The 24,951-nt window shown below is 36.6% G+C and carries 26 protein-coding genes; 1 reads left to right on the forward strand and 25 read right to left on the reverse strand.

What is annotated here, in order from left to right; genetic code table 11:
- Positions 1-8: 8 nt before the first annotated feature.
- From DLJ74_RS05565 to DLJ74_RS05670, 22 genes are all read right to left on the reverse strand, one after another.
- The gene (locus tag DLJ74_RS05565; RefSeq protein WP_109983681.1) at positions 9-1,949 is read right to left on the reverse strand and encodes a serine/threonine-protein kinase; all 1,941 of its coding nucleotides are present in this window, start codon (positions 1,947-1,949) and stop codon (positions 9-11) included.
- A gap of 14 nt (positions 1,950-1,963) precedes the next feature.
- Complete coding sequence (locus DLJ74_RS05570; RefSeq protein WP_109983682.1) at positions 1,964-2,725, reverse strand: PP2C family protein-serine/threonine phosphatase; 762 nt, start codon at positions 2,723-2,725, stop codon at positions 1,964-1,966.
- A gap of 20 nt (positions 2,726-2,745) precedes the next feature.
- Positions 2,746-3,561 carry a PP2C family protein-serine/threonine phosphatase gene (locus tag DLJ74_RS05575; protein WP_181397438.1) on the reverse strand — a complete coding sequence of 272 codons (816 nt, stop codon included), beginning with the start codon at positions 3,559-3,561 and terminating at the stop codon, positions 2,746-2,748.
- A gap of 5 nt (positions 3,562-3,566) precedes the next feature.
- A complete protein-coding gene (locus tag DLJ74_RS05580) occupies positions 3,567-5,087 on the reverse strand; it encodes a DUF6382 domain-containing protein (protein ID WP_109983684.1) in 1,521 nt (506 codons plus the stop codon).
- Positions 5,088-5,137: 50 nt separating this feature from the next.
- A complete protein-coding gene (locus DLJ74_RS05585; protein ID WP_054859774.1) occupies positions 5,138-5,728 on the reverse strand; it encodes a DUF4352 domain-containing protein in 591 nt (196 codons plus the stop codon).
- A gap of 42 nt (positions 5,729-5,770) precedes the next feature.
- The gene (locus DLJ74_RS05590; RefSeq protein WP_181397439.1) at positions 5,771-6,286 is read right to left on the reverse strand and encodes a prepilin peptidase; all 516 of its coding nucleotides are present in this window, start codon (positions 6,284-6,286) and stop codon (positions 5,771-5,773) included.
- Between the two features lie 16 nt (positions 6,287-6,302).
- The gene (locus tag DLJ74_RS05595) at positions 6,303-6,899 is read right to left on the reverse strand and encodes a TadE/TadG family type IV pilus assembly protein (RefSeq protein ID WP_109983686.1); all 597 of its coding nucleotides are present in this window, start codon (positions 6,897-6,899) and stop codon (positions 6,303-6,305) included.
- Between the two features lie 193 nt (positions 6,900-7,092).
- A complete protein-coding gene (locus DLJ74_RS05600) occupies positions 7,093-7,737 on the reverse strand; it encodes a DUF4352 domain-containing protein (protein WP_109983687.1) in 645 nt (214 codons plus the stop codon).
- A gap of 136 nt (positions 7,738-7,873) precedes the next feature.
- Positions 7,874-8,500 carry a DUF4352 domain-containing protein gene (locus tag DLJ74_RS05605; RefSeq protein WP_054859771.1) on the reverse strand — a complete coding sequence of 209 codons (627 nt, stop codon included), beginning with the start codon at positions 8,498-8,500 and terminating at the stop codon, positions 7,874-7,876.
- Between the two features lie 77 nt (positions 8,501-8,577).
- Positions 8,578-10,959 (reverse strand): DUF5702 domain-containing protein, encoded by a 2,382-nt coding sequence (locus tag DLJ74_RS05610; protein ID WP_109983689.1) that lies wholly within the window; start codon positions 10,957-10,959, stop codon positions 8,578-8,580.
- Between the two features lie 27 nt (positions 10,960-10,986).
- Positions 10,987-11,613 (reverse strand): hypothetical protein, encoded by a 627-nt coding sequence (locus DLJ74_RS05615; protein WP_109983690.1) that lies wholly within the window; start codon positions 11,611-11,613, stop codon positions 10,987-10,989.
- 34 nt (positions 11,614-11,647) lie between these two features.
- Positions 11,648-11,830 (reverse strand): Flp1 family type IVb pilin, encoded by a 183-nt coding sequence (locus DLJ74_RS05620; RefSeq protein WP_054787202.1) that lies wholly within the window; start codon positions 11,828-11,830, stop codon positions 11,648-11,650.
- A 35-nt stretch (positions 11,831-11,865) separates the two neighbouring features.
- Entirely contained in the window at positions 11,866-12,732 is an 867-nt protein-coding gene (locus DLJ74_RS05625) for a type II secretion system F family protein (RefSeq protein WP_109983691.1), read from the reverse strand.
- A 6-nt stretch (positions 12,733-12,738) separates the two neighbouring features.
- A complete protein-coding gene (locus tag DLJ74_RS05630; RefSeq protein WP_245902266.1) occupies positions 12,739-13,665 on the reverse strand; it encodes a type II secretion system F family protein in 927 nt (308 codons plus the stop codon).
- A 7-nt stretch (positions 13,666-13,672) separates the two neighbouring features.
- Entirely contained in the window at positions 13,673-14,899 is a 1,227-nt protein-coding gene (locus DLJ74_RS05635) for a TadA family conjugal transfer-associated ATPase (RefSeq protein ID WP_425454564.1), read from the reverse strand.
- A gap of 1 nt (position 14,900) precedes the next feature.
- On the reverse strand, positions 14,901-15,995 hold the full coding sequence (locus DLJ74_RS05640; RefSeq protein ID WP_054787200.1) for an AAA family ATPase: 1,095 nt from the start codon (positions 15,993-15,995) through the stop codon (positions 14,901-14,903).
- A 611-nt stretch (positions 15,996-16,606) separates the two neighbouring features.
- Positions 16,607-17,098: a PTS sugar transporter subunit IIA gene (locus DLJ74_RS05645; protein ID WP_109983692.1), complete on the reverse strand. Its 492-nt coding sequence runs from the start codon at positions 17,096-17,098 to the stop codon at positions 16,607-16,609.
- Positions 17,099-17,185: 87 nt separating this feature from the next.
- A complete protein-coding gene (locus DLJ74_RS05650; RefSeq protein WP_109983693.1) occupies positions 17,186-17,956 on the reverse strand; it encodes a sugar phosphate isomerase/epimerase family protein in 771 nt (256 codons plus the stop codon).
- Positions 17,957-17,973: 17 nt separating this feature from the next.
- Positions 17,974-19,014 carry a Gfo/Idh/MocA family protein gene (locus DLJ74_RS05655; RefSeq protein ID WP_109983694.1) on the reverse strand — a complete coding sequence of 347 codons (1,041 nt, stop codon included), beginning with the start codon at positions 19,012-19,014 and terminating at the stop codon, positions 17,974-17,976.
- Positions 19,015-19,030: 16 nt separating this feature from the next.
- On the reverse strand, positions 19,031-19,999 hold the full coding sequence (locus DLJ74_RS05660; RefSeq protein WP_109983695.1) for a sugar phosphate isomerase/epimerase family protein: 969 nt from the start codon (positions 19,997-19,999) through the stop codon (positions 19,031-19,033).
- A 15-nt stretch (positions 20,000-20,014) separates the two neighbouring features.
- Positions 20,015-21,040, reverse strand: a complete 1,026-nt coding sequence (locus DLJ74_RS05665) for a Gfo/Idh/MocA family protein (protein WP_109983696.1) — start codon at positions 21,038-21,040, stop codon at positions 20,015-20,017.
- 18 nt (positions 21,041-21,058) lie between these two features.
- Complete coding sequence (locus DLJ74_RS05670) at positions 21,059-21,784, reverse strand: ThuA domain-containing protein (RefSeq protein ID WP_109983697.1); 726 nt, start codon at positions 21,782-21,784, stop codon at positions 21,059-21,061.
- Positions 21,785-21,906: 122 nt separating this feature from the next.
- On the opposite strand from DLJ74_RS05670, the gene DLJ74_RS05675 reads away from it, so the two are divergent.
- The gene (locus DLJ74_RS05675; RefSeq protein ID WP_109983698.1) at positions 21,907-22,671 is read left to right on the forward strand and encodes an AraC family transcriptional regulator; all 765 of its coding nucleotides are present in this window, start codon (positions 21,907-21,909) and stop codon (positions 22,669-22,671) included.
- Positions 22,672-22,675: 4 nt separating this feature from the next.
- On the opposite strand, the gene DLJ74_RS05680 is transcribed toward DLJ74_RS05675, so the two are convergent.
- The 3 genes from DLJ74_RS05680 to DLJ74_RS05690 all read right to left on the reverse strand — a co-directional run bounded on the left by DLJ74_RS05680 (position 22,676) and on the right by DLJ74_RS05690 (position 24,945).
- Positions 22,676-23,353 (reverse strand): response regulator, encoded by a 678-nt coding sequence (locus tag DLJ74_RS05680; protein WP_054859759.1) that lies wholly within the window; start codon positions 23,351-23,353, stop codon positions 22,676-22,678.
- Positions 23,354-23,522: 169 nt separating this feature from the next.
- On the reverse strand, positions 23,523-24,554 hold the full coding sequence (locus DLJ74_RS05685; RefSeq protein ID WP_109983699.1) for a glycosyltransferase family protein: 1,032 nt from the start codon (positions 24,552-24,554) through the stop codon (positions 23,523-23,525).
- Complete coding sequence (locus tag DLJ74_RS05690; protein ID WP_109983700.1) at positions 24,529-24,945, reverse strand: helix-turn-helix domain-containing protein; 417 nt, start codon at positions 24,943-24,945, stop codon at positions 24,529-24,531. Before DLJ74_RS05690 ends, DLJ74_RS05685 begins: the two co-directional genes overlap by 26 nt.
- Positions 24,946-24,951: the final 6 nt, after the last annotated feature.

A 24,951-nucleotide genomic window follows, 5' to 3' on the forward strand; every position in this document is an offset into this window, starting at 1 on the left:
CACCCCTCCTAAATGACTGAAATGTTTTGAAGTCTACGTTTTAGCTTTTCAAGACCCTTATCATCACGAACGTTTTCAATCTTCGTTAATTGCTGATAGTATTGTTTTACCTGCTTGAAATTTCTTTTTCCTTCTGACTTTCCTTGTTCTATATCTATCAATAAATTAATAAGCTTTAAATAGGCATGATCAGATTGTGGATATTCCTTAATCGTATCTTGATATTGCGTAATAGCGAGCGAGTCCTCACCCATATCATCATAAATATTCCCAATCGTTATCATGATATCTTCTTGATCTGGCACGCCTTCCAACAAGAGCTCTTCATACGCATCCATTGCTTTTGTAAAATCCTCGCGGGCATTCGCTGTATTGCTAGACAATAAACCTCTACTATAGAAGGCTTGAGCAAGTTTACGCTCAAAGTCTTGCGCGAATCTTGTTGTAATATCTGGATTGCCTAATATTTCGACAATTGATTGCGCCTTTTCTAATATGTCAATCGCTTTCGTATTGGCATCCTCAATCTGTCCTTTGTAGGAGAGATAAATATTGGCGAGCACATTATAATTTTCGATTTTTCTCGTATTATTAGCTTGGGAGTCATTATATTGTTCAAAGCTTTCCAATTCTTCGGCAAACACTCCATAATCAATATTGAGCTGCCCCATTGTTTTTGCTAATATCTCATAATACTTAGCATCTGGTAATTCTTCTTGATCAATCTTTGTAAAATATTGCTCCGCTTTCTTGTAATCTCTTAAATTATCAAAATATGTCATTCCGACCTGAAACAATACCTCATCATTTTTATCGATACCACCATAGCCTTCTTCGATATAGCCTTCTATATTGGAAAGTCCAAATTCAGTTTGATCTCTATTGATATAATAGTTTAGTAGTCTTATATAAGCATCTGCTCTATCTCGATCAAGTTTTATTGCCTCTGTAAGTTTAGAAGCTGCTTCTGTTTCCCCATCATCATAAAAGGTTTCGTTTGCTCTTTCTAATAAAGTTTTGTATTCCTGATACTGTTCTGTCTTCATGCCAGAGTAGCCAAAAACGGCAGTTCCTGTAAAAACAAAAAACAAAACTGTAGGTGCTAGAAAATAAGAGAGTCTTTTTACTAAAAACTTTTTATAGCCTTGGGTAAGCTTGTCTATATTCATTAAATCGACATATAATTGCTCTACTTGCTGATATCTTTCTTCTGGCTCCACCTGAGTACATCGCTGTATAATGTATTCCAATCCTTCTGGCAGGGTGGAATCCCATGTTCGGATTGGTCTGATTTCAAAAGGAGGCTCGCTTAAGCTTTTACCAGTCACTAAATGATAGAGGGTAACACCTAAACTGTAGATATCGGTGCGGTTATCTGTTTGCTTACCAGCAATTTGCTCGGGAGCAGCATATGCTTTTGTTCCCAAATTCGTCGTATCTGTGGAACTTTCTGACTTATACTCTCTGGCGATCCCGAAATCGATCAGTTTCACCTTTCCATCCGGGGTAAGCATAATATTGTCTGGCTTCATATCTCGATAAATGATCGGATTGGGTTTTCGGTTATGTAAATAGGCTAATACATCACTTAATTGCTTCGCCCACTCCACCACTTCCTCGGCAGATACGCGATGTTCCCGCTCTAGCTTTTCTTTTAAGGACTCGCCTTCGATGTAATCCATCACAACATAAATACCATTTTTGGTCTCAATAATGTCATAGATTCGCGGTAAGGCTGGATGCTCTAACTTTTTTAACATATTGGCCTCAATGACAAGACTGTTGATTAAAATTTCATGATTGCTGTTACTTCTCTTTCGGATATCCTTGACTACTAACGATTTCTTCAATCGACTATCCATTGCCAAATAGACGATACTCATTCCACCACGGCCAATTTCCTTTAATATCTCGTAACGTCCATCCACGATTGAGCCTATCTGTAACAAATTTCTCCCTCCTTTCACACAATATTGACAAGAACTGCTGTAATATCATCTGTTTCTTCTCGATCTCTCAAATTTTGCACAAGAGACATGATGGCAGACTCCATATTTTCCTTCGAAAACGTAGAATAAGTAGTTATTCTATCCTTTATCTCTCGTTCTGTTAGTTTTTGATAGAAACCATCTGTACAGAGTAGCAGAAGCTCGCCACCTGTCAGCAGTCCACTCGTTTTAACAACTTCTATTGTTGATTGAATACCTATACACTGAAGTAGTACATGCTTCTTCGGATGTGACTTTGCCTCTTCCAAGGTAATCATGCCTCGTTCCACTTCTCGTGCAACTAACGTTTGATCCTTTGTAAGCTGATAAATATCATCACTTAATAAATAGGCCCTACTGTCACCAACTTGAAAGGTATAATAGCTTTGATTAATAATGAAAATTGCCGTTAACGTGGAGCCCATTTTTAGCTGGTGCTGTTCGCCATATTGTATTAACTGCTGATTGAGGTGTTCAATTTTATTCGTTAGGTGAAGCGGAATGTCCTCCTGATCGGATTGCAGTAAAATGGGAAGGGTTTGTTCGAACCAGTTCGCTAATCCCTCGACTAGCATTTTACTTGCTATTTCCCCTTCACTAAGTCCGCCCATACCATCACAAACGACAAATAAACCAACCTGACCATTTTTTGTTCTTGCTGTTTTTATCATTAAGGCATCTTGATTTGCCTGTTTCGCTAAACCTTGTTCCGTTTTGTATGCTGTAATAAAAGGCACCAATTCGCCATCCTTTCCTTTTAATATTTTGGCGTTACAATGGATACCGTGATATTATCTGTAGCCCCTCTTTGATCCGCATCCTTAACCAGACAATCAGCAAATGACTGAAAGGTTTGATCAGATCCTTGCAAAGCCCTAAAGCCTTCTAATAATGCCTGTTTCGGATAAATATTATAAAAGCCATCACTACATAAAAAGAATGTATCCTGTTTGGAAAAACTTCCTTCCGTCATAAAAGGAGAAAAATCCTCTGTTATTCCCAAACATTGGAGTAATAGGTTTTTCTTAGGATGCTTTTCTGCTTCTTCTTCTGTTAAGAGATTCTTTTTAACCTGATCCATTACCCAAGAATGATCCTCTGTTAATTGGACTAATTGATAGTTTTCTTCCTGCTCTTGCTCAGGGTTTTCTGAGATTTGATAAATTCTGCTATCCCCAATATGGGTGATAAAGTATTGATTCTTATACAAGAACAGGATAGATGCGGTTGTTCCCATTTTGTTGCCTAGCTTCTCACCTTCAGAAATAAGCGTCGCATTCGCTTTCTGCAACAATTTGTCTATTTCGCTTGCTATTTTCGTAAAAGGATAAGGCAATGCTAGCATTGGAGGTACTTTTTTTCGAAACCATTTATCAATCATTGTCACAATGGTTTCACTAGCGACATCACCCGCGTCATATCCGCCCATACCATCTGCTACAACGGTAACTAGCATTTCATTTCCTTTACGATCCCTAATGGTGTTGATATAGACATTATCTTCATTTGATTGTCGGACTGAACCTGTATGTGTGGAGATACCATAAAACCAATTTTGTTTCCTTTTTCTCATAAGCATTATCCTTTGTGGAAGGTGTACGAGATTTTTGCAAGTTTAATTGTATCTCCATCATTTAAGGAATAAGGTTTATAGGCTACTAGTTTCTCCCCATTTAACTTTGTTCCATTTTTCGATCCAAGGTCCTTTACTGCAAATGAAGTACCATCTGTGTTGATTTCAATATGTGTTCTGGAAACGCCAACCGTATCTTCAAAATAGCTCACGGAGGATTGATTTCTACCGATGATAAATGAATCTCCTGTGATGTTAATTCTTTCCGTTTGCCCATTACGAGAGATCTCCAAATAGGCTAAAGTGCTTACTTGCTCATCTTGATCTTCTAGCATTGCTGTTGCCTCTGGTTGTGACAATAGCGTAGTTTCTTGATGTAAATTTTGAAAATAATTTTCACTATTTACCGCTCTTGCCATTGGCTGTTCCATCGGCTTCGGTGCTTCTAGTTCCTGTTCGTCGATTTTTCTTGGACTAAAACCTTGCTTACGTTTTGATTGTTTGGGCTTTGTATCCATTTCTTCTTCTATATCTTCAGCTTCATTACTCCCTTTTCCATATACCGCCAAGAAATAATATCCAGCTGCAACTACCGCAATGGATAAACCAGAACAAATATATAGCATTCCCTCACTAGGTATACTTGTATAAAGCTTCCATATAATAGCGAAAGCAAGGAATCCAAGACAGAGAATAACTATGAGACTTGGTCCTTCTTTCTCTTCCTGTTGATTTTTTACTGGTTTCTTTTCCTTTTGTTTGGCTGCCGCTTTTTTCACCGGCGTTTTCTTGGTTGGTTTTTTCTGAATAGGCTCTTCTTTCGGTTCAGGTTTTTTCTCTATTTTCTCTTGTCGAGGTGTTTGTGGAGAAGAATATTGAATTTTCTTTATTTCACTTGGTTGAGCTGCGACAGGTGTCGGAGCTGGTGTTACTAGTTGTTTACTGTTTTTTCTCAATATATTCAATTTATTCAAGAGATCCTTTAATTGGAAATCGGATCCATTAAAATAGCTCGTAAGTTGTTGAACCCCATCCCCAGACAATGATTTCACATATCCGACCAATTGGAAAAATAATTCTCTAAATTCTGCATGTAAATCAGGCTTCTGATCTAGTTGCTTTAAAGGAATATAGGCTAAGTAAACTTCTTTTACATCATTCTCCACAAAAATAAAGCTATCTTTTAATACAAAATGCTGTTCGTTGAGCATAAACTCTTTACTGGCTTCTATAGTGGAGCCAATTCGATAAAGCAACTCATATAGTTCACTCATCGTTAACGATCTTTCTCTTACATATTGGGAGAGCATTTTTTTCGAGGAAATATCATAATAAAACTTCACATTAAAGTCTATCTCCTGCACCTCAAGTGGCAACACATGATCTATCGTATTAGAACTCATCATGTTCACTTGAATTTTGGCTAGCTCATCACTTTGTATCGAAGGATCTTCTCGATGGATTGTCATAAAATGGCCATTTTGTTGTTCAAAGTCACATGTTAAGCCATATATCGTTTCATTCATTTATTATCTCCTCTCTCTAACTTGTAGAAAGTTTCTTTTTCTCTTGCCTATTAATTTGCCTCCTCAGGGGTGAATTCCCACGTTACGGAAGTAGCCAAATTGTCTAATGCACCGTAGTTAAGGACTAACCGATAAAATTCTGATTCACTTGTATCAAATACGAATTCTCCTTCAGCTGTGTCTCCAGGAGCAATCTCATCAGGTAATTGTTTTACAGAATCGAAAAATTCATTGCCTTGCAAAAGGTCTTGGTCATCAAAAAGATCGGCCCAATAAACATCTTCACCTCTTAAAGGTTCCTCTCCTACGTTTTTGACACTAAAATCAACGACTATAAAAACATCATTCATTAATTTTTCTCCATGAAAATCCTCTAGTAACTTAAAGGAATGTAAGGTCATCTCATAATCGCCAAAATTACTTTCTACTTTTCCCGTCTCCCCTATTTTGAGAATATCTTCATTACTAGTAGATAAGGAATCCTCTTGATCAGTTGAAGATGTACTTGAATCTTCGTTATTCTTTTTTTCTGATGATACTTCTTTTGTATTATCTACATTGGCCCCCTCGTCAACCGAACTACACCCTACTAATAATCCTGCTACTATGATTGCTATAATAATCCACTTTAACTTTGACATTCAAATTCCTCCATTTCTAGTTGAGCCAATTTGTATACTTTTTTAAAAATAATACATTGTCAACACTATCCCTGGTACAACAGCATACATAAAGGGATATTGTTTAATTTTCAGCTCTAGAAAAGCTTCCATGGAAAGCTTTGGTTCCTTCTTAAATATTGTTAACACCCATCGATAAATATAGAAAATAAACTTCTTTATTACTCTAAACTTGAAAAAAATGATAATAATTAGACTTATTAGACCGGCAAAAATGATAGAATAAAGAATTCCATATAGAGAAAATTCCATTCCCATAATTGCTCCAACACCAGCAAATAGTTTGACATCACCTGCGGCTAATGCCTTAAAGAGGTATAATAATAATAAGACTAAGACGCTTACCACTAAGCCAAGTAATGAGAAAAGCAAACCACCAATTAATCCTGTAATAACATGATAAGCCAACCCGACAATTACCCCTGAAACGGTTAACCAATTAGGAATTTTATTGAAGCGAACATCCATAATGAAAGCAATCAAAATATAAAGAATTAATAGATAAAACTGTAATGACATATAGATAATTTCCTTTCTATGATCCGATCCATGCTTTTTCTTTCGCATGTTTTTCTATAATGAATGTTTTCTCAATAAAGGGAATTGGTAAATCTAACTCATATTGAGTGGTTAATTCGACATATTTGTCTCCACCACTCGCAAACACATTTGGTAGCTTTGCTGTAGTAACCTTGACATTATCTGCTTCTACAATGTTCATCTCATCCTCGGTCTGGAGATAGTGCTTAACAATCGGATTAAGTACAGCTGCACTTGCTGAATCGAGAGTTTGTCCTACTTTTTCTTTGATGCTATTATAGGTGTCTTCGCCAAGACTATCTTTTACGGACTGCTCAATCAAATCTAAGTTCTCTGAAACACCAGCTTCAAGTTCCCTATATATTTCATTTCCTTGTGCCAGTGTATGCACCTCATCTACTAGAACCTGTGCAGGATACAATTGTGTAGCGATTTGTTTTGCTGTTTCCGATGTTGCTCGATTAATTGCAATGTCTACTAAAGCGAATTTGATCATATAAATAAGAAATACTAAGAAAAGGATAAAGAATGGCATCACAATTGCTGCTTCCAATGTTATACTTCCATCCTCTTTTCGTAAAAATCGCTTCATTCTGTCACCTCCCGGCTGAGTATAGGATATCCTTATACTAATAAGCTTGATTAAATCATGATAAAATAAAGGTTTCTATATTAGACTTCCTTTTATTTTTACGTTAAGTCACTAGTGATAAGAGGAAGTCATTTAACGTGAAAATAAAAGGATCAGAGTGATGATAAATCGTTAGTCATCACTCCCTCCAATATTACTCAGCGCTCGATTGTTCATCTTTAAAGAGTAGGAAATAGTCATCAAAGAAATGAACTCTATAGTAATCAGATTCGTTTACATCATAAACAATATCTCCTGTACTTATTCCACCTTCTTTTGGTGTTAATTCTAACTCTAGTTCTTCCCTTTCGTTTTGGACGGAATCACCTTCACTATCCTCAAGGTGTGATTGTATAAACATTGCTTCATAATTATATTCATCTATTAAATTTTCAATAGTAATATTGACTAATAGGAATCTATCGTTTTCTGGTTTAACTCCATTTAGTTCTTCTACAAATTCAAATGAATTCACAGTTAGTTTTACGTGATCATGTGTTATATCGTTTCTTTCAAATTCTGTAGTATCTCCTACTCCTAAATCATCGGGATAACGCTCCAATACGCCATCTTTTGACTCTTGAGAAAACTCTTCATCACTCTCTTCTTTTTCCGAATTTTCTTCCATATCACCTGTATTCTCGTTTTCCTCTGGCTCTTCATTCACTTCTTCAACAGGCTCATTATTTTCTTGCTCATTCTCATTAGCTGTTTGTTCTGTTCCTTCATCAGAGTTGCATCCAATTAATACTACAGCTATTAGTAAAGCTATCATGATTAACCTTAAGTTCTTCATCATTCACTTCTCTCCTTCTCTATTATTTTAGAAAGGTGTTTTATTTTCAGCTTTAATTACTTCATATTGAAATAATCAAAAATAAGAATAAAATACGGATAATGGAGTGATGGAATGTTTATCCACCACTCCGTTAAGATTAATTTGATGCTTCGTCTGCACTGAATTCCCAGGTTAATTCTGTCGCAAATGCACCCAATGCATGGTTATAAATCAATTCGTATGAATTAGATTCTGGTACAGAAAACAGAAATTGTCCTTCCATTGATTTACCAGGCTCTATCGTACCATCAATAAATTCTATTGACTCATTATGAAAATCATTCTCACTCCTAGTCTCGTCCTCAGTAAATAAGGAAGCCGTGTATAAGTCTGTTCCATTTAATGCTTGATCACCTGTATTATCCACTCTCGCTTCAACCAAAATATAAACTTCATCTGCATCATTCGGCTTTTTACCATCTAAATCATTTAAAACCTGGAATGATTCAAAGGTGATTTCGTAATTACCTATTGTGCTTTCCACTACTCCTGTTTCGCCTAATCCCAGAACATCGCTATTATTATCAGCAGAAACCTCCTTACTATCTGATTCCTCACTTTCATTTTCGTCATTACTATCATTTACTTCCTCAGAATTTTCATTACTTCGCTCTGAAGTTGCCTCATCTTCTTCAGGTTGCTGCTCATTATTGCCATCTGAACTACAACCAATTAATAAAATACCTAGCAATAATGCAATGGTAATTAATTTAAACTTTGACATAATCATTCTCCTTTTCGTTCTATTTAATGTGTTTTATATTTCAAAACTTGTCTTACAATCAGTAAAACAAATTTTAATTAATAAGAGAAATGAGCATCACTTTTGAATACAAATCGTCCATCTTCTGACTGTCCATCAAGTGCACCAACTAAATTAAGCGTATTTGCAATTTGTGGCACAAATATTAAATTAGCAGAGGTCTCTGCTGTTCCTTCAACATAGGTTTGACGATCTATCAGACTTACGCCAGTGTTTTTTTCAATTACTGCCATAATTCTTCTTAATCGTGCATCTCCACTCGGATTCATAAAAAGGAATAGCCGCAGGTAATCATGATAAAACATCGGCAAAGCATCTTCACTAGTTAACCTATTACTTAGTATAGGTGTACTTTCCCCTTTTGCTACTTGTTCAGTATCAACAATGGATTCTTTAAGTGAATAGGATAAAGCAGCAATGAAAACAGCTAATGGATGACCAGCAGCACGTACAACTGGTTCAGCAAAGGCTGCAATAAATCGTAATGCGAATCTAATAGCAAATAATTGACCTAAGGCCAAAGAATAATTGGCTCCTGAAGCATGTTGGCCATATAAAATATATTCTACTTCCCTGTTTTCGAACAGATAATCAGCCTTATTCTGAATACCTGTTGGCACCGCACTTTCAAAATGCAATAATATATATTCATTAACATACACTCTATCTCTTGCGTTTTTTAAAATACTTCCAATTCCCGAAAATATACTATCGACAATATCCATGGCATTACCCGCACTATCTCCTGCATTATCACCAATTTCAATTTCTTGAATCTCGCCTTCGGATCCTTGGGCATAGGCATTATATTGGTTAACAAATTGCTTTAATTCTTCATAAATTTGCTGATCGTCTGCTATTGATGCAAGATCATTCAGCATATCTTCTGCTTGATTATTACTATCCTCCGCCTGTTGTTCTTGTTGATCTGTTACGGCCTCGTCTGTTTCTTTAAATTCTTTTCGATCATCTTCTAATGTTCCAGAGCCTGAATCAATGTCCTCAATACTTGGATTAAGTGCAGCTAAAGCATCTTTTTTTATTTGCTGCAAGGCAGATTTACTCGATAAATCTATATCTGTTTCAATTGCTTCAAATAAACCTGGAACGTCCTTCATTCGTGTAATAGCTTTATCAATCGGTTCTTTTATAGAATTAAAAAACGCAGAATCGTAAGGATATTCCTCTAATTTTGCACTATTTTCTCTAATAGCTTCTTCTAAATTATCTACAGAGCTCGCTCCATCTGGAGGTCCTTCAGCAATATCCTCTGCATTTCCATAGTCATTAGACGCATCTGCATTTGCTTCATCAATAGTATTTTGAATATCCTCATTAAGATCTTTTGCTTTTTGTATTCGACTACTAATATCCTCTAGATTACTTATGATTCGAGTTGCAAGTGTATGCATTTCTGATGCTTTGTTTTCTGCTTGCTCTTTAAATGTCTTGCTGTCTTTTTCTTCTTCTTTTATTTTTTCTTTATTATCAGTAACTGTTTCTCCGCTAGATTTAATACTCTTCTCCATATCTTCAATTTCTTTTTCCAGTTCTTCGATTTCTTCCTCTAACTCCTTTTTCGTTTTAGGAGGATCAAGCTTTTTACCATCTTCTAGCTTCTCTAGATCGTCTTCTAGCTCTATTAATTCTTTTTTCTTATTTTTCAATTTGGTTTCCAAGGTACTTTTATTCGTATTACTATTATCTATTTCAGTTTGTAAATCTGCTATTCTATCAGCAGAACCACTATATGTATTATAATGATGAATCACATCCGTGAAATAGTTTACGTTAGGATATGTACTGAACTGAGTATGAGTCAAATTCTTTTTGAAGGTTGCTACATCTGATTTCAATTTCTCAAAAATGCTTTCAACCTTATCTAAATGCTCTTCTCTTTCTTCAAAATCCTCTTGAATTTTCTCAGCTGTATCGATAAAAGCTGACGTTTCCTTCATCGCTTTTGTAACAAAGGTAAACTTTTCAATTAATTTTTTTACTACCTCAACTGGTGCTTTATATTTCATTTCTTCTAAGATCTGATGCTCTAATATATCAGGATCTGCCAGAGGTCTGGAGAATTCTACACTAGCACTCTCTAGCTTAGGATCAATAAAGGTAAAAGCCTCATCATTGGAAGTTGGTTCTAGATTTGTTTTTACAATATCCTCAAATTCAGACTCATAGGCTGCCCCATCGATACCGAACAATCCGTATTCTCGAAGGTCATTATCATAACCAGCTAATGCTGATCGAGCTGCACTTTGTACAGCATATTCTGATTGTTGTTCAGCTGCTAGGATGCGAGCATAATCAATCAGTACTGCATGAAAGAAGAATACAGCTGCTACGATTAATACAAAAAAGATTGTTACAGCACCCTTTGTATCATGTTTTAATTTGTACAAAAATCTTCTCATCTCTCCACCTCCTAGCAAGCTAACCAATCATCGACTTCCAATATACCCCATAATTTCTTTTCCATAATAAATGACAAAATCTGTTGTCCGGATTAGTTCTACTGGATCTTTCACTGATGCTGTAACCGTAACAGCAAAATCCTCATCTGCAATAAAGTCAACAAAATCCGGCAGCTTTAGATTACCAGATACTGTAACTCTGATTCTTCGGTCAAAGCCTACACTACTAGGCTCCTCTATTTCAACATCCCCACTGGCAAACATAGCGCTACCGTTTGTTCGTGCTCGTTCCATTTTGGCACCAGCCGCTCCACCTAAACCACCAGTTTTCAGGAATTTCTGAATTATTTGCTGCCCAATGTAGTTAGTTCGCCAATATAATCCATCTCCACCTGACATGGTTGTATATTGATTCTCAGCAAATTCTCCTGTTTCAAAATCTTTTTTACTGTTATCCCATGTAAAAGAGGTCCTCTCTGCAATTAAATGGGCTTTTTCATAAACAACTACCTTTTCATACACGACTAAACTAAATAGTATTAATGCAAGTGTTACGATAAAGATCGTTGGGAAGATGAGGGATGCCTCAATTGTAAACATCCCTTTTTCGCTTTTCTTAAAACTCTTCCAATGTTTGTGAAAGGAAAGGAACATAAATAGTACCCCTTCTTCATAAAAAATTTAAATATTAAGATCCACTTGGTACAGAAGGTGGTGTTGGGTTAATGCCTTCGATAATATCTTGTACCCACTCAACAATCGTGTTACCAAACAAAATAGCAACTCCTACAAGTACAGCAACAATTAATAATAGCTCCAAAGTTCCTAAACCTTCTTCTTCAGTCCATAATTTCATTAGAAGTTTATTCATCGAATCTCACCTCCTTTAAAGGGATGGTTTGTCTATTAAAATATCCGTAAAGCCGGATATGCGACAATAATAAGTACAGCGATAAAAATCAATACCATCGGGAAGATAAGCTTAGAGGAAGCTTCCTCACCACGTTTTCTAGAGATGGCTTTTCGCTTTTCCCATAGATCACGAGATAATTCTCTTAGAGACAATGCAAGTTGATTCCCACCACGCTTGTAATTTAATAACACAGTAGTAGTGAAAACAGATACTTCCTGCACACCACATCGCTTACTGAAATCCTCCATTACTCCATTAAACGAGTCACCATTTTTTATTTTCGTCACAGCATCTGTCAATTCCGTATATAGAGGGTGTTTGACGTCTGCTTTCATCATCGTACAGCGAACAATTGCCTGTTGGACGGTTTCGCCAGCATTGACAAGTAATGCAATTTTGCTCGCAAACTCAGGTAGTTCCATAATGATATCTTGCTTACGTTTATCCATCTTTTCTTCAAGCTTTTTAATCGAGACAATAGGGATAAGGATCGCTAATACAATAGCGAAGACGACAAAGCGCTTGTCACCACCGTTTAATACAGCAAAAATACTTCCACCTGCTAGGCACAGCATAATGACGGAGACAATTTGTGCAATGAACATCTTTGTATATTGTGGTACTTTCTTGCCTGCCGAATAAAGAATCGCTACCCTTTGTTGTACATTGGCAATCTTCGATGACAGTCGTTCCATTAATTTGAACCGATCGATCAAGCATAAGGAAGCAGGGGCTAGGAATAAAAATTGGAAATCTGCTTTATTTTCTTCGATAAACAATTTATATTGACTACCTGCTAGGATAAAAAATATTAATACAAGACCGACAGATAGGCAGCAAAATATAGCACTTATTACCATTCTTTATTACACCTCGATATCCATTATTCGTTGGCAAATCCAGAAAGAGAATACTAGAATGCCTAAACAAATCGTCATAATGATAGGTCCAAATTCTGACCATTGATACATCGGCTCCATGTAATCTTTTGAGGAGTAGGTTAATAGTGCAACGATTCCGATAGGTGCTACCGCTAATGCATTGGACTCAAATCGCTTTTGGGCAACCATTACGGAAATTTCTTGTTGAATTTCAAACTTCTCATTAATCATATTGGCCGTTCTTCGAATTACCTCGACAAGATCGCCACCCGTTCTTTTACACGTAACGAAAACATCAGTAAAATTCGAAATATCCTCTACACCTGCTCTTCTACTAAAATCCTCTAGAGCACTTTCAATTGTTTCTCTGTTTTCCAGTAGTTTATTAATCTGTTCAAATTCCCTTATGATTAGCGTTTCCTTACCAGGGTAAAGTAAATATAAATCGTTTGTAACCTCTCGAAAGGCATTCTCAATCGATCTACCAGCTACTAAAGAAGAGGATAAGGAAAAAAGCGCTTGTTGGAATTGACGGCTTAATTCAGCCTTACGTTTTTTAATTAATTTCTTCTTTCTTATTTTTGGATAATAGAAACCAATGAAAGAGAATAATAATGCTAAAATGACATTTTGATAGAATATAAATCCAATCACAAATAGTACGGCACCAGCTGTAAGGGCAATGAGCAGATATTCATGCCATTTAAAGGTATACACATTGTAATCCAACATACCATTTTCTGTAGTTGGTTCTTCTTTCACTGTTTTTGCGAAAGAGAAGGATTTTTTCTTTTTTTCTTTCTTTGACTCAGCACTTTTACTACCACGTTTTTTCTTATCGAGTATAAATAAGATAACGACAGTAACAATACACGCTATGATGGCTATAATAAAAATTTCGATTGGAATCACCCCTTTATTAAACTTTCATACCAGCCATTTCTAGCTTCAGTTTATTTTGTAATGTTTCTCCAGTCGGCTGAAGTGCACCAATAATTTTGCCATGGGCATCTTCGCCTTCTTCTTTAAATTCATATAAAGGTGTAAGTTGAATTTGTCCATCTACAATACCTGTTATTTCACTGATAGCTACAACTTTTCTTGAATGATCACGTAATCTCGATAAATGAACCATCACATCAATAGCAGAGCCTATTTGTTGTCTAATAACAGGAATTGGAAAATGAGCACCACTTAACACCATTGTCTCTAGACGACTTAACATATCAATCGTTGAATTGGCGTGTCCTGTTGATAGAGAGCCATCATGACCTGTATTCATCGCTTGTAGCATGTCTAATGCCTCCACACCACGAACCTCACCAACTACAATACGGTCAGGCCGCATTCTCAGTGAGGATTTGATTAGATCTCGGATGGTAATTTCACCTTTACCTTCTGTATTCGCATTTCTTGTTTCAAGACTTACGAGGTTTGGCACACTCTTGATTTGCAGTTCGGCAGAATCCTCTATCGTTATAATTCTCTCATCCTTCGGAATGAAATTAGACAATACATTCAAAAAGGTTGTTTTCCCTGAGCCGGTACCTCCACTAATAAAAATATTGTATCTTGCTTGAACTAGCTGTTTTAGAAACTCCGCAACATCTTCTGTGATCGAGTTTTTCTGAATTAAGTCTTCAATGGTGAGTGGTCTTTCAGGGAATTTACGGATCGTCATCGTTGGTCCTTTTAGTGCAATTGGTGGTAGGACCACATTGACACGAGAACCATCCTGGAGTCGAGCATCTACAATAGGAGAAGAAGCATTAACGGTACGATTCACTTTACCAACAATCATCTGAATAATATCCTCTAGCTTTTCCGAACTTTCAAATTGCACCTTACTCTCATATATTTCCCCGTTTTTTTCAATAAAAATTTCATCATGGTTATTGATCATAATCTCCGTTATTGCAGGATCATCAATCAATGGCTGCAACACATCTAATCCACGAAAAGCATTATATGTGCGTTCGATTAACCATTTCATTTGCTTCGAGGTTAATCGATTCTCATCTGCCTTCACAAAGACGTAAGATTCAATATATTCTTGTAGCTCTTCGTCCTTCATGGATTGCCTTTCATTTAAGACATCGCGGACATGCTCAATCGTTGAATTCACTAACTTTTCATCTAGATCCACCTTACACACCTACCCTTGAGAAGGAGCGAATCAATTTGTCCACATATTCACTAAATACAGGATTTTCTAATTGTTCTTTAGTAATTAATTGTTTCCATTCCGGAATATATGGAAGATAGCCATCAATCTCGATACCTGAATCGGCTAATTTAGGATCAATCATTCCTGTATATCGATTTAACACAAGCTGCACTCGATCACTAAATGCACCATCATTTAAAAGCCCGTGTAATTCCTCTAATAGATAGCTAGTTTTGTGAAAGCTATACATATCATTGGAGAGTAACCATAATACTTGATCACTTTTCTTTAATGCAGCAAGTTCAATTGGATCAAGGGCGCTTTCCAAATCGATCACAATATAATGATAGGTTTCGAGCTGTGTTAATGTATCTAGTAAAAGATTAATTTCCTGCTCACTCAAATCAAGCATTTCTTCCGCACTAGGGTGAAAATAAAAGAAAGGAACGGATGTATCTCTATCCACTACAATCAAATCTTTAAGCTTGGATTGTAATTGATCAGCATTTGTCTTCAAATAATATAAAAGTGGTGATGAGGATGGTTTGTCCTCCACATCAAAAAGCAATGCAATACTATTCACTAATTCTAGATTCAAATAGAATACCTCTAACCCTTCTTCTTTCATCTGTTTTGCTAAGTGAAAGGCAGTGGTGGTTTTTCCAGTACCTCCTGTTGCCGAGAAGACGGAAATAATTTTCGTTTCACCATCTGTCTTTTGGATCTTTTTCTTCTCGCGCTTTCCATTTCGTTCATAATGATAGGTAAGTACATTGGAAAGCAGCTGACTTAATGGTTGATATTTAAAAAGCTGCCCTACGTCACTTTCGTCCACCATATCTTCCACCAAATATAGAATAGACTCAATTTGAGGATACTCTTGAATGGATTGATCGTTCGATACGAGCAATATATCAGTTGGTTCCCCATTGTTTATGTATTGTTGAAAATGCTCTTCTTGTGAAAATAATTTCACATCAAACCGTTGCGCATAATCAGAACTTCTTATATAGTTTGCAAACAATTCTATGTATTCTATTTCTTGATCAAATAGGACCAATCGCAGCTTCTTCATGGTGACACCCCCTTCTGATTACATCATTAGTTTTAACAATCCACCAATTATAAAGACTAGCGATAGAACCCCTAGTATAATGATTATTTTCATATGAAGATTCACAGCAATGATTCCCCCGTTAATTAATAAAACTTACATGCAAAAAAATGAACTTCGACTATCTACCTAAAAATGATCATGATATAAAACTTCATCCAAAAAACGCTAAAATACCTTGAATTCAAACATTTCCAGACATTTATAGGTAAAGTTAACTATATCCAATTAAACCATAATTATTGAAAAATGATATAGGAAATCTCGCCTGTTTTATCAACGTAAATAAGTCCTAGTTTTATCATGAAAATGAAACATCAAATGGTCAAAAATGATCACCCGAATGATTGAGTAATTTTTGTTACTGCTTACATTCTATACATACCAATGAATGTAAAAATGGTATAAATGTTTCATTTGAAAAAAGTATGCTGTTTTTGAATTTATTGGAAAATAAGGACTATTAAAACAAACATTACTATTTTTTCGGAATGGAAACTTTTTTGGGGTTAAGAAAGAAAGAGCAGGGAAAAGCTATCACTCTTTCTTTTTAATAGAGGAGAGTCTATTTTTTAGTTCTTCTTTAGTTCGAATAATATGGTTTCTCCAGCCTTCGCATCTTCGTCCGAAATTTTTTGATCCGCTGTATACTCATCACCATTTAACAGAATAATTGGTGTAACTGTTTGGTAATTTTTCCCTGCGATAATGTCTGTATGGAATACAGCAATTGGATCACCTTTCTCGACTTTATCACCATTGCTCACTTTTACTTCAAACCCTTCACCATCTAGCTCCACCGTCTCTAAGCCCATATGTATTAAAATCTCAGCACCATTATTTGCTTTCAAACTAATGGCATGCTTTGTTTTAAACACATCTACTATTTCACCGTCGATTGGTGATACTACTTCATTACTAGATGGTTCTATAGCCACTCCATCCCCCATCATTTTCTGAGAAAAGACTTGGTCAGACACCTGCTCTAAAGCAATCACCTTCCCTGTTATTGGTGCAACCAATTCTGTATTCTCTGCTTTTTTCTTGAACAAGTTTTTCAACATTTAAAACACCCCCGGCAATTTACCATTATAATTACTTATACCCTAATTTAGAATAATAAAACATTAACTAGTAAAAATACTCGATCATTAAGATCGAGTATTAGCGATGACTTCTTTTAATTTACTTACATTGACTCTAGCACTATCCAATGGGTCGCCATCAAATTTTTCTTGCTCAATAACGTACCAATTGACTCCTGCTTTTTCCCCTGTTTGCCATAATGTAGCAATATCTAATGATCCTTTCCCAATTTCGATGCTTCGTTTTTCACCATTCTCCACCGTCATATCCTTAATATGGAGGGAGACGATCTGTCCTTTATATGCATCGATTACTTGTAGTGGATCATTTCCTGCATGTGTTGCCCAGTAACAATCCAGCTCTACCTTCACATTTTCTTGGTTTGTTTCTTCAAAAATGATATCAAAGCCTCGCTTACCATTTCCTAGATCAAAGAATTCCATATTATGATTATGATAAGCAAACGTAAAGCCTGCTTCTCTACATCTACGACCAATTTCATCCAATTCCTCAGCAGCTCGATAATAAGCAGCCTCATCACTACGATACTCATCTGGTAAAATCGGACATATAATTAGCTCATTACCAATCGTATGGTTATACTCAAGCGATGCCTCTAACTGATCTCCGACTAAGGAATCAAATGGCATGTGACTGCCAGCAGCTACAAGCCCTGCTTCATCCATTACTTGTTTTAACTTTTCTGCAGGTGTATCGAAAAATCCAGCAAATTGGACCGCTTCATATCCCATCTCTCCCAGTTTTCTTAACGTACCTAAAAAATCATTACTTGTATGTTCTCGAACAGAATATAATTGAATAGCAATTTTCCCCATGTGTTGATCTCTCCTTTTTATAGATTGACAGCCTTACCTGTTTCTGCTGATTGATAAAGTCCGTCAATGATTTTTTGGATATTCGTTCCTTGCTTCGCATACTCGCCTGTGACATTTCCAGCTAGACAGTCCGCTACAAAAACATGAATTTCTGTTTCATGAGCATTTACCTTTGGCAAATAAGCTGGTGTAATATCAAGTAGCGTCTCATGCTTCTCCTGGTACATCTTTAATGGAAAGATATCGGCACCACCCTGATTACCCATTAAGGAAACTTGCATCAGATCATTTTTTTCCACATTCGCAGCAAAGGCTGATTCTAACACGAGTGACGCACCGTTTTTAAAAGTGATCATTCCGATCGCCATGTCTTCTACTGTGAAATTCTCGTAATCCCATGCTCCTAATAATCCGACACCTTTCTTCGTACCTAACTGTTGATGGGTTTGGCCTAAGACAACGGAAGGTTCAGGATACCCCATTAAGTATAATGCTGTATCAAGCATATGGACACCAATATCGATTAGTGGGCCACCACCTTGTAATTCCTTATTTGTAAACACTCCCCATCCAGGGATTCCACGTCGTCTAATGGCATGAACACGTCCTGCATAAATTTCACCAAGTTCACCTGCATCAATAAAACGTTTCGCTGCTTGTGTTTCCGCTTGATAACGATAATGGAAGCCGTACATTAATAATTTTCCTGAAGCAGCTTGAGCATCCTCCATTTCTTTTGCTTCTTGCTGGTTCATAGCAGGAGGCTTTTCACATAGAACATGGCAACCAGCCTGAAGGGCTGCGATGGTCGCATCCTTGTGAAATTTGTTAGGAACACATACACTCACCGCGTCTAGCTCTACTTCCTTTAACATTTTTTCATATTGATCAAAGGCATGTGGGATACCTTTCTCTTCAGCAACTTGCTTCGCTCTCTCATAAGCCACATCAGCAATCGCTACAACCTCTACTTGATCCGATACACTATGATAAGCTGGAAGATGTACACTTGTTGCAATTCCACCTGCTCCGATTAAGCCTACTCGTAATTTTCCCATTCTCTTCATCCCTTTCTTATGCCCACCACATATCTGTGGGGCTTTCGGTAATATTGACTGCCTTTAAGTTTTGGACAGCTCGAGTGAATCCTTCATCAACGGACATAATTGGATCTTCATGTTCGATACTAATCACATAATCATAGCCAAATGTTCTTAGGGCACTTATCATATTAGACCAGTCTTGGAGACTGTGCCCACACCCCACAGAGCGGAAATTCCAAGCTCTTGTTTGGATATTACCGTATGGCTGCATATCTGTTAAACCATACATGTTTACATTGTCTTGATCAATATACGTATCCTTTGCATGGAAATGATGAATCGCATTTTCCTTCGCCAAAATTTTGATAGCAGCAACTGGATCAATTCCTTGCCACCATAAGTGACTCGGGTCAAGGTTTGCACCAATTGCAGGGCTTGTTTTTTCCCTTAGTTTCAACATTGTATAAGGGGTATGTACTAAGAATCCTGCGTGTAATTCAATCCCAATTTTGACCTGGTGCTTTTCTGCTAATTCCCCAATTTCTTTCCAATAAGGGATGAGTTTTTCCTCCCATTGCCATTCCAAAACATCTGCATACTCTGTTGGCCATGGGGCTACTGGCCAGTTTGGTGCTTTCGCATTTTCGTGATCTCCAGGAGTACCAGAAAACGTATTGACAACAGGCACCCCCATCAAACCAGCTAGCTCAATGGTTTTTCTTAAAACTATATCACTTTCCTTAGCAAATGCTTGATCTGGTGTTAACGGATTTCCGTGACAGCTAAAGGCACTTATCGTTAAGCCGCGATCCTTCACTGCTTCGGAGTAAGCTGCTCGTTTCTTTTCATCTGCTAAAAGCTCATCTATTTTGCAATGAGCATCTCCTGGATATCCACCTGTTCCAATTTCCACAGCGTCCAACCCATTTGCCTTCACATGATCTAGCATTTCTTCAAAGCTTTTTTCTGCAAAAAGCACGGTAAACACACCTAATTTCATCAGAATGCTCCTTTCTTATAATGAGATATTCTTCTTCGATTCATTTGCCTCTAATGCTGCTAAAATGATTTTCAATGATTTGTAGCCTTCTTCTCCATCGATAAGTGGTTTTGTATCATTTAATACACTATGAACAAAATGATCTACCACACCTGATGATGTTTGCCCACCACTATCATTTGTTTGGATTTGACCTAGATCATAATTTACCTTTGTACCATCTGTAAAACGTGCGATAAGGCTATATGTTGGATCATCTTCCAATCGAAGATTTCCTTTTTCCCCATAAATCACTGTGGAGTTATCCTCCCCATCTTTATAAGCCCAGCTTGCCGTCAATGTTCCGATAATGCCTTTTTCACTACGCAAAATCGTAACAGCCTGATCGTCTACATCGCTATTTTCCTTTGCCGATGATTCAATCATGGATGCTACTTCCACAAACTCTGTATCAAGGATGTAACGAATAACATCTGCTTTATGAACACCTAGATCCCCTAGCGCACCAATAAACGCTTCCTCTTTACGGAAGAACCAGCTATCTGCTCCGTCAATACTCCATCCTTCTGGTCCACCATGGCCGAATGTCGTGCGGAAGCTATAAATTTTACCTAGGTCGCCATTCGCGATGATTTCTCGTGCTTTTTGATGACTAGCTACGAAACGTTGGTTATGGGCGATCATTAGTTTTTTGCCAGCTTTCTCACTTGCAGCAATCATTTGCTTTGCCTCTTCATCAGATGTCGCCATTGGCTTTTCGCAAAGCACATGTTTACCATTTTCAGCAGCAAAAATGGAAACAGGGGCATGTAGGTAATTTGGTAAACAAACACTGACTAAATCGGCATCACTTTCTGTAATTGCCTGCTTATAATCCGTGTACGCCTTTGCTTGGTATTTTTCCGCTGCTTCCTGCGCTCTTTCCTCAATCACATCACAAACCGCAACAATCTCAACATTTGGATTCGCATTGTATTCTGGTAAATGACGATGAATGGCAATACTTCCACATCCAATAACAGCAACCTTTAATAAACTCATATTTATCCTCTCCTCAACTTATGATTTTGGTTCGATTTTTTCTAATGGTTTTGCATTACCGTATGTTGGATACTCTCTACCAACAGGCTTTGCCCATCTAACCGCATTTTGAATTACTTTTTGCACATCTTTATGGTAATAAGTAGGATAAGTTTCATGACCTGGTCGAAAATAAACTATACGGCCATTCCCTCTGCGATACGTACATCCTGAGCGGAATACCTCTCCACCTTCAAACCAACTCACCAATACTAGCTCATCTGGGGCAGGGATGTCGAAATGCTCGCCATACATTTCTTCCTTATCGATTTCAATAAATTCACCAATTCCGTCCACAATTGGGTGAGTCGGATCTACTACCCACATACGCTCCTTGTCATCTGCTTCGCGCCATTTTAGATCACAGCTTGTTCCCATAAGCTTTTTGAAGATTTTCGAAAAGTGACCAGAGTGTAATACGACAAGTCCCATTCCATTTAATACGTGTTCATGGATTTTGTTAACGATTTCATCTTTCACCTCATGATGAGCCATATGTCCCCACCATACTAAAACATCTGTTTCTGCCAGCTTTTCTTCTGTTATGCCATGATCTGGTTCATCTAAAGTTGCCGTATTTACCTCCACATCATCTGCTTCGAGAAACTGCTTAATCGCACCATGAATACCTTCAGGGTAGATTTTGGCAACCTCTTCGTTTTGTTTTTCGTGTCGATTTTCGTTCCATACTAATACTTTCACTATTCTTCCTCCTCACCTTTCTTATTTGATTATATACTAGTAGATTATTGTCGCCTTGAACATAAATGATATAATGAATACATGAACTATTTTGCTAAAATCAATGGTTGAAAAGGATGAAAAAAATGAAAATAGGTTTTTGTGGATATTCTTATCACAATTATGCGTACAATACTTCTCATCAATCTCGGTATGTATCCTATTTATTTCGATTACAGATTGATGGTACCGCACAAGTGAAGGTTGGAGGAAAAGAACACCCAATCGAAAAAGGGGATCTATTGATCGTAAAACCAAATGAAACATATGAGCTTTATGTTGGAGAACAACAAAAAAGTGGAGATTTTCACTTATATTGTGAGGGGGAATGGATCGATCAACGTTTCAGGCATGCACCAACCCTCTCAAAGATACACTTAGATGATACACTGCTGGATTTATGGCACCATCTAATTATTGAGGAAAGAAGACCTCTTAAAGAAAGAAACAGTGAACTTAACCAGTATTTGCTAAGTGCATTGTGTGTTTCCTTAGAAAGGTCTATTGATCGAAAAGTTAGTGATATTCATCGCCCATATATCATCACAAGAATGATGAGATATATCGAAGAGCATGCAACAAAACAAGGATTTAAAGTGCAAGATGTAGCTGACCATTGTCATCTAAGTGTATCGAGGTGTGTTCACTTATTTAAAGAACATCTGCAAACGACAATTATTGAATATGCTCAATCTATTCGAATATCTACTGCCATTAACCAAATGAAATACACGACGATGACACTAGAAAATATTGCGCTAAACTGTGGATTTGGTTCCTATTCCTACTTCCATCGAGTATTTAAGAAGCAATATAACATCTCACCTAGAGCCTATCGAGAAAAAATGTAGGCATCTATCCGGTCATTTCAGATAATATTTTTAAAAGCTCTACACGACTTTTGATATTTAATTTTTTGTAAATAATCGATAAATAGTTCTTTACGGTACCTTCACTTATTCCTAAATGCTCCGCAATCATTCGGTTTGTCCAGCCTTTTTTCATTAATTGAATGATTTGCCATTCTCTCTTATTAAAGTCTTTTCGATGATTAAAATGCTCTTTTATATAGTGAAGTGAGCTTTCACGTTCCATCTTTAATAAGCTATCTAACCTTTTGGCAAAATGATGGACCATTTTTTGTGGAGCAACAAATTTTCCATCGATAATAAATCGTAACGTTTCTTTAAATTCGTCTAAACTAGAGCTCTTTAAAATATACCCATCCGCACAAACTGACAAAACCCGCTCAATCGATTCTTCATCTTCATAGGCAGATAATAGGACAATTTTAATGTTTGGATAAATTTCCTTTAACTTTTTTGCACATTCCATACCATCCATGATAGGCATATGTATATCCAACAAGCAAAGAAATGGGCGTACTTCCTTTTGCTTAATAAAGTCTATCACCTCTTGGCCATTAGTTAACTTTCCAATGACGCTAAATTCCTCCATATCCTCAACAAAGCTTGTTATCATATCTCTGAATAGCGTTTGTGCTTCTGCAACTACTACTGTATGTTTTACCATCTTGACTTCCTCCAGTTTTTCATTTACTCATTTCATACTATTATTATTCCTTTTTACATTAGTATGATTCACATTCCCTCATGTATGACTATTTTTCCTAATGTTTTTATATTATAAAGCATTTCCGTTCTTTTAAAAGAACATTAAGTCAAACTTTTTGTTTTTTTGTCTATTTTTGTATATGTTGTCGAAACATAGTGACTACTTGTAATAATTCATATGAGAGTACTTTTCCTTCTAAATAACGAACGCACGGATAAACTAAACCCAAGGATAATACTGGTTTATCGAGAAGAATGGCTTCTGACAACAGGGAATGTTGTCCCTCTTCCCATTCCATATAAAAATCTGCTTGCTTTAAATATTGATAAAGATTATGCTTTTCCCCTAACAAGACGATTTGATTCTGTAATTGGTATTTATGGATCTCCTCTATGATCTGATAGATGAACGGGGTGTTGCCATATAAATACCATCTAACAGATAACTTTTTCTTCTTGATTTCCCGACAAATGTGAATAAATTCATCCAGCTGTTGTGGAGTGGACCAGTTACCAGGTGAAAGAATTCTCATCCCACCTCTATCTGAAAAACCTTCGCCAATTTTTGCTGCCGCTAGCACCATTTCCAGCTGATGGTTATCTCTCTGATACAATACATTGACACCCGAAGTCTTTTGCCAATGATAGAAAGAAAATGAATTGGTGATATATCGCCAATTTGGCAACTCTTCTCTCAGGTCTATCAATGGAGATATCACATGAAGATAATAAGTAACTTTCGCTGTTTCTATTTTTTCTTTTACATAAAAAACGGATACTCCTTGTGAAAAAACCAGGACATGATCATACACTCTTCTATCCAGCTGAATCAACGGACTTAAATGATTCCAAAAAACAGTTGTAATACTCGGGTAATTAAAGCTTGCGATACGAATGTTCCTTGGAATTGTCAATGGGACAAAGCTAAACTGCCAATAATGCTGGTTATTAGATTCATCCTTTTTATTACTTTTTCTTAAGTTAAGAGGAGGTAAGACACTCGCATAATCTTTTAAATATTCGTAAAGACCACGATGGTATTCCATCATTTGAACATATACTTGATCTTTTTCCTTATAATGATAATGAAACATGGACTTTATCTGTTGGATAGAGAGAATAGGATCATACGGATCAATCACCATTAAAATTTTTTTCATTGTTTGACTCCATTCCTTGTATTTGATTGGCAATGCCATCATAATCGCCAACATCTTGACAGGATTGCTTATTTTTCCAACGAATAAACTCAAATAGGACTTTATATTCTTCCAATTTCGGTCGATCAATTCCAAGCTTTTTCAATTCATAAACAAAATCATTCCATTCCTTTTCCGCAACGAGAGATTCTTTTTCTTCCCCTAGTAATGTAGAAACATCGACATGTAATACTTCTGCTATTTTTTCAACAATATGTATCGACGGGTTACCATTTGAACTTCTTTCTAGATTACTTAAATAAGATTTTGATATATTCGCTCTTTCGGCTAATTCTGATAATGTCATGTTCTTTTTCTTGCGAATGTCACTTATATTCCTACCAATCTTCATTTTTAG

The organism is Gracilibacillus dipsosauri, from assembly GCF_003176895.1.
Classification (GTDB): domain Bacteria; phylum Bacillota; class Bacilli; order Bacillales; family Amphibacillaceae; genus Gracilibacillus; species Gracilibacillus dipsosauri.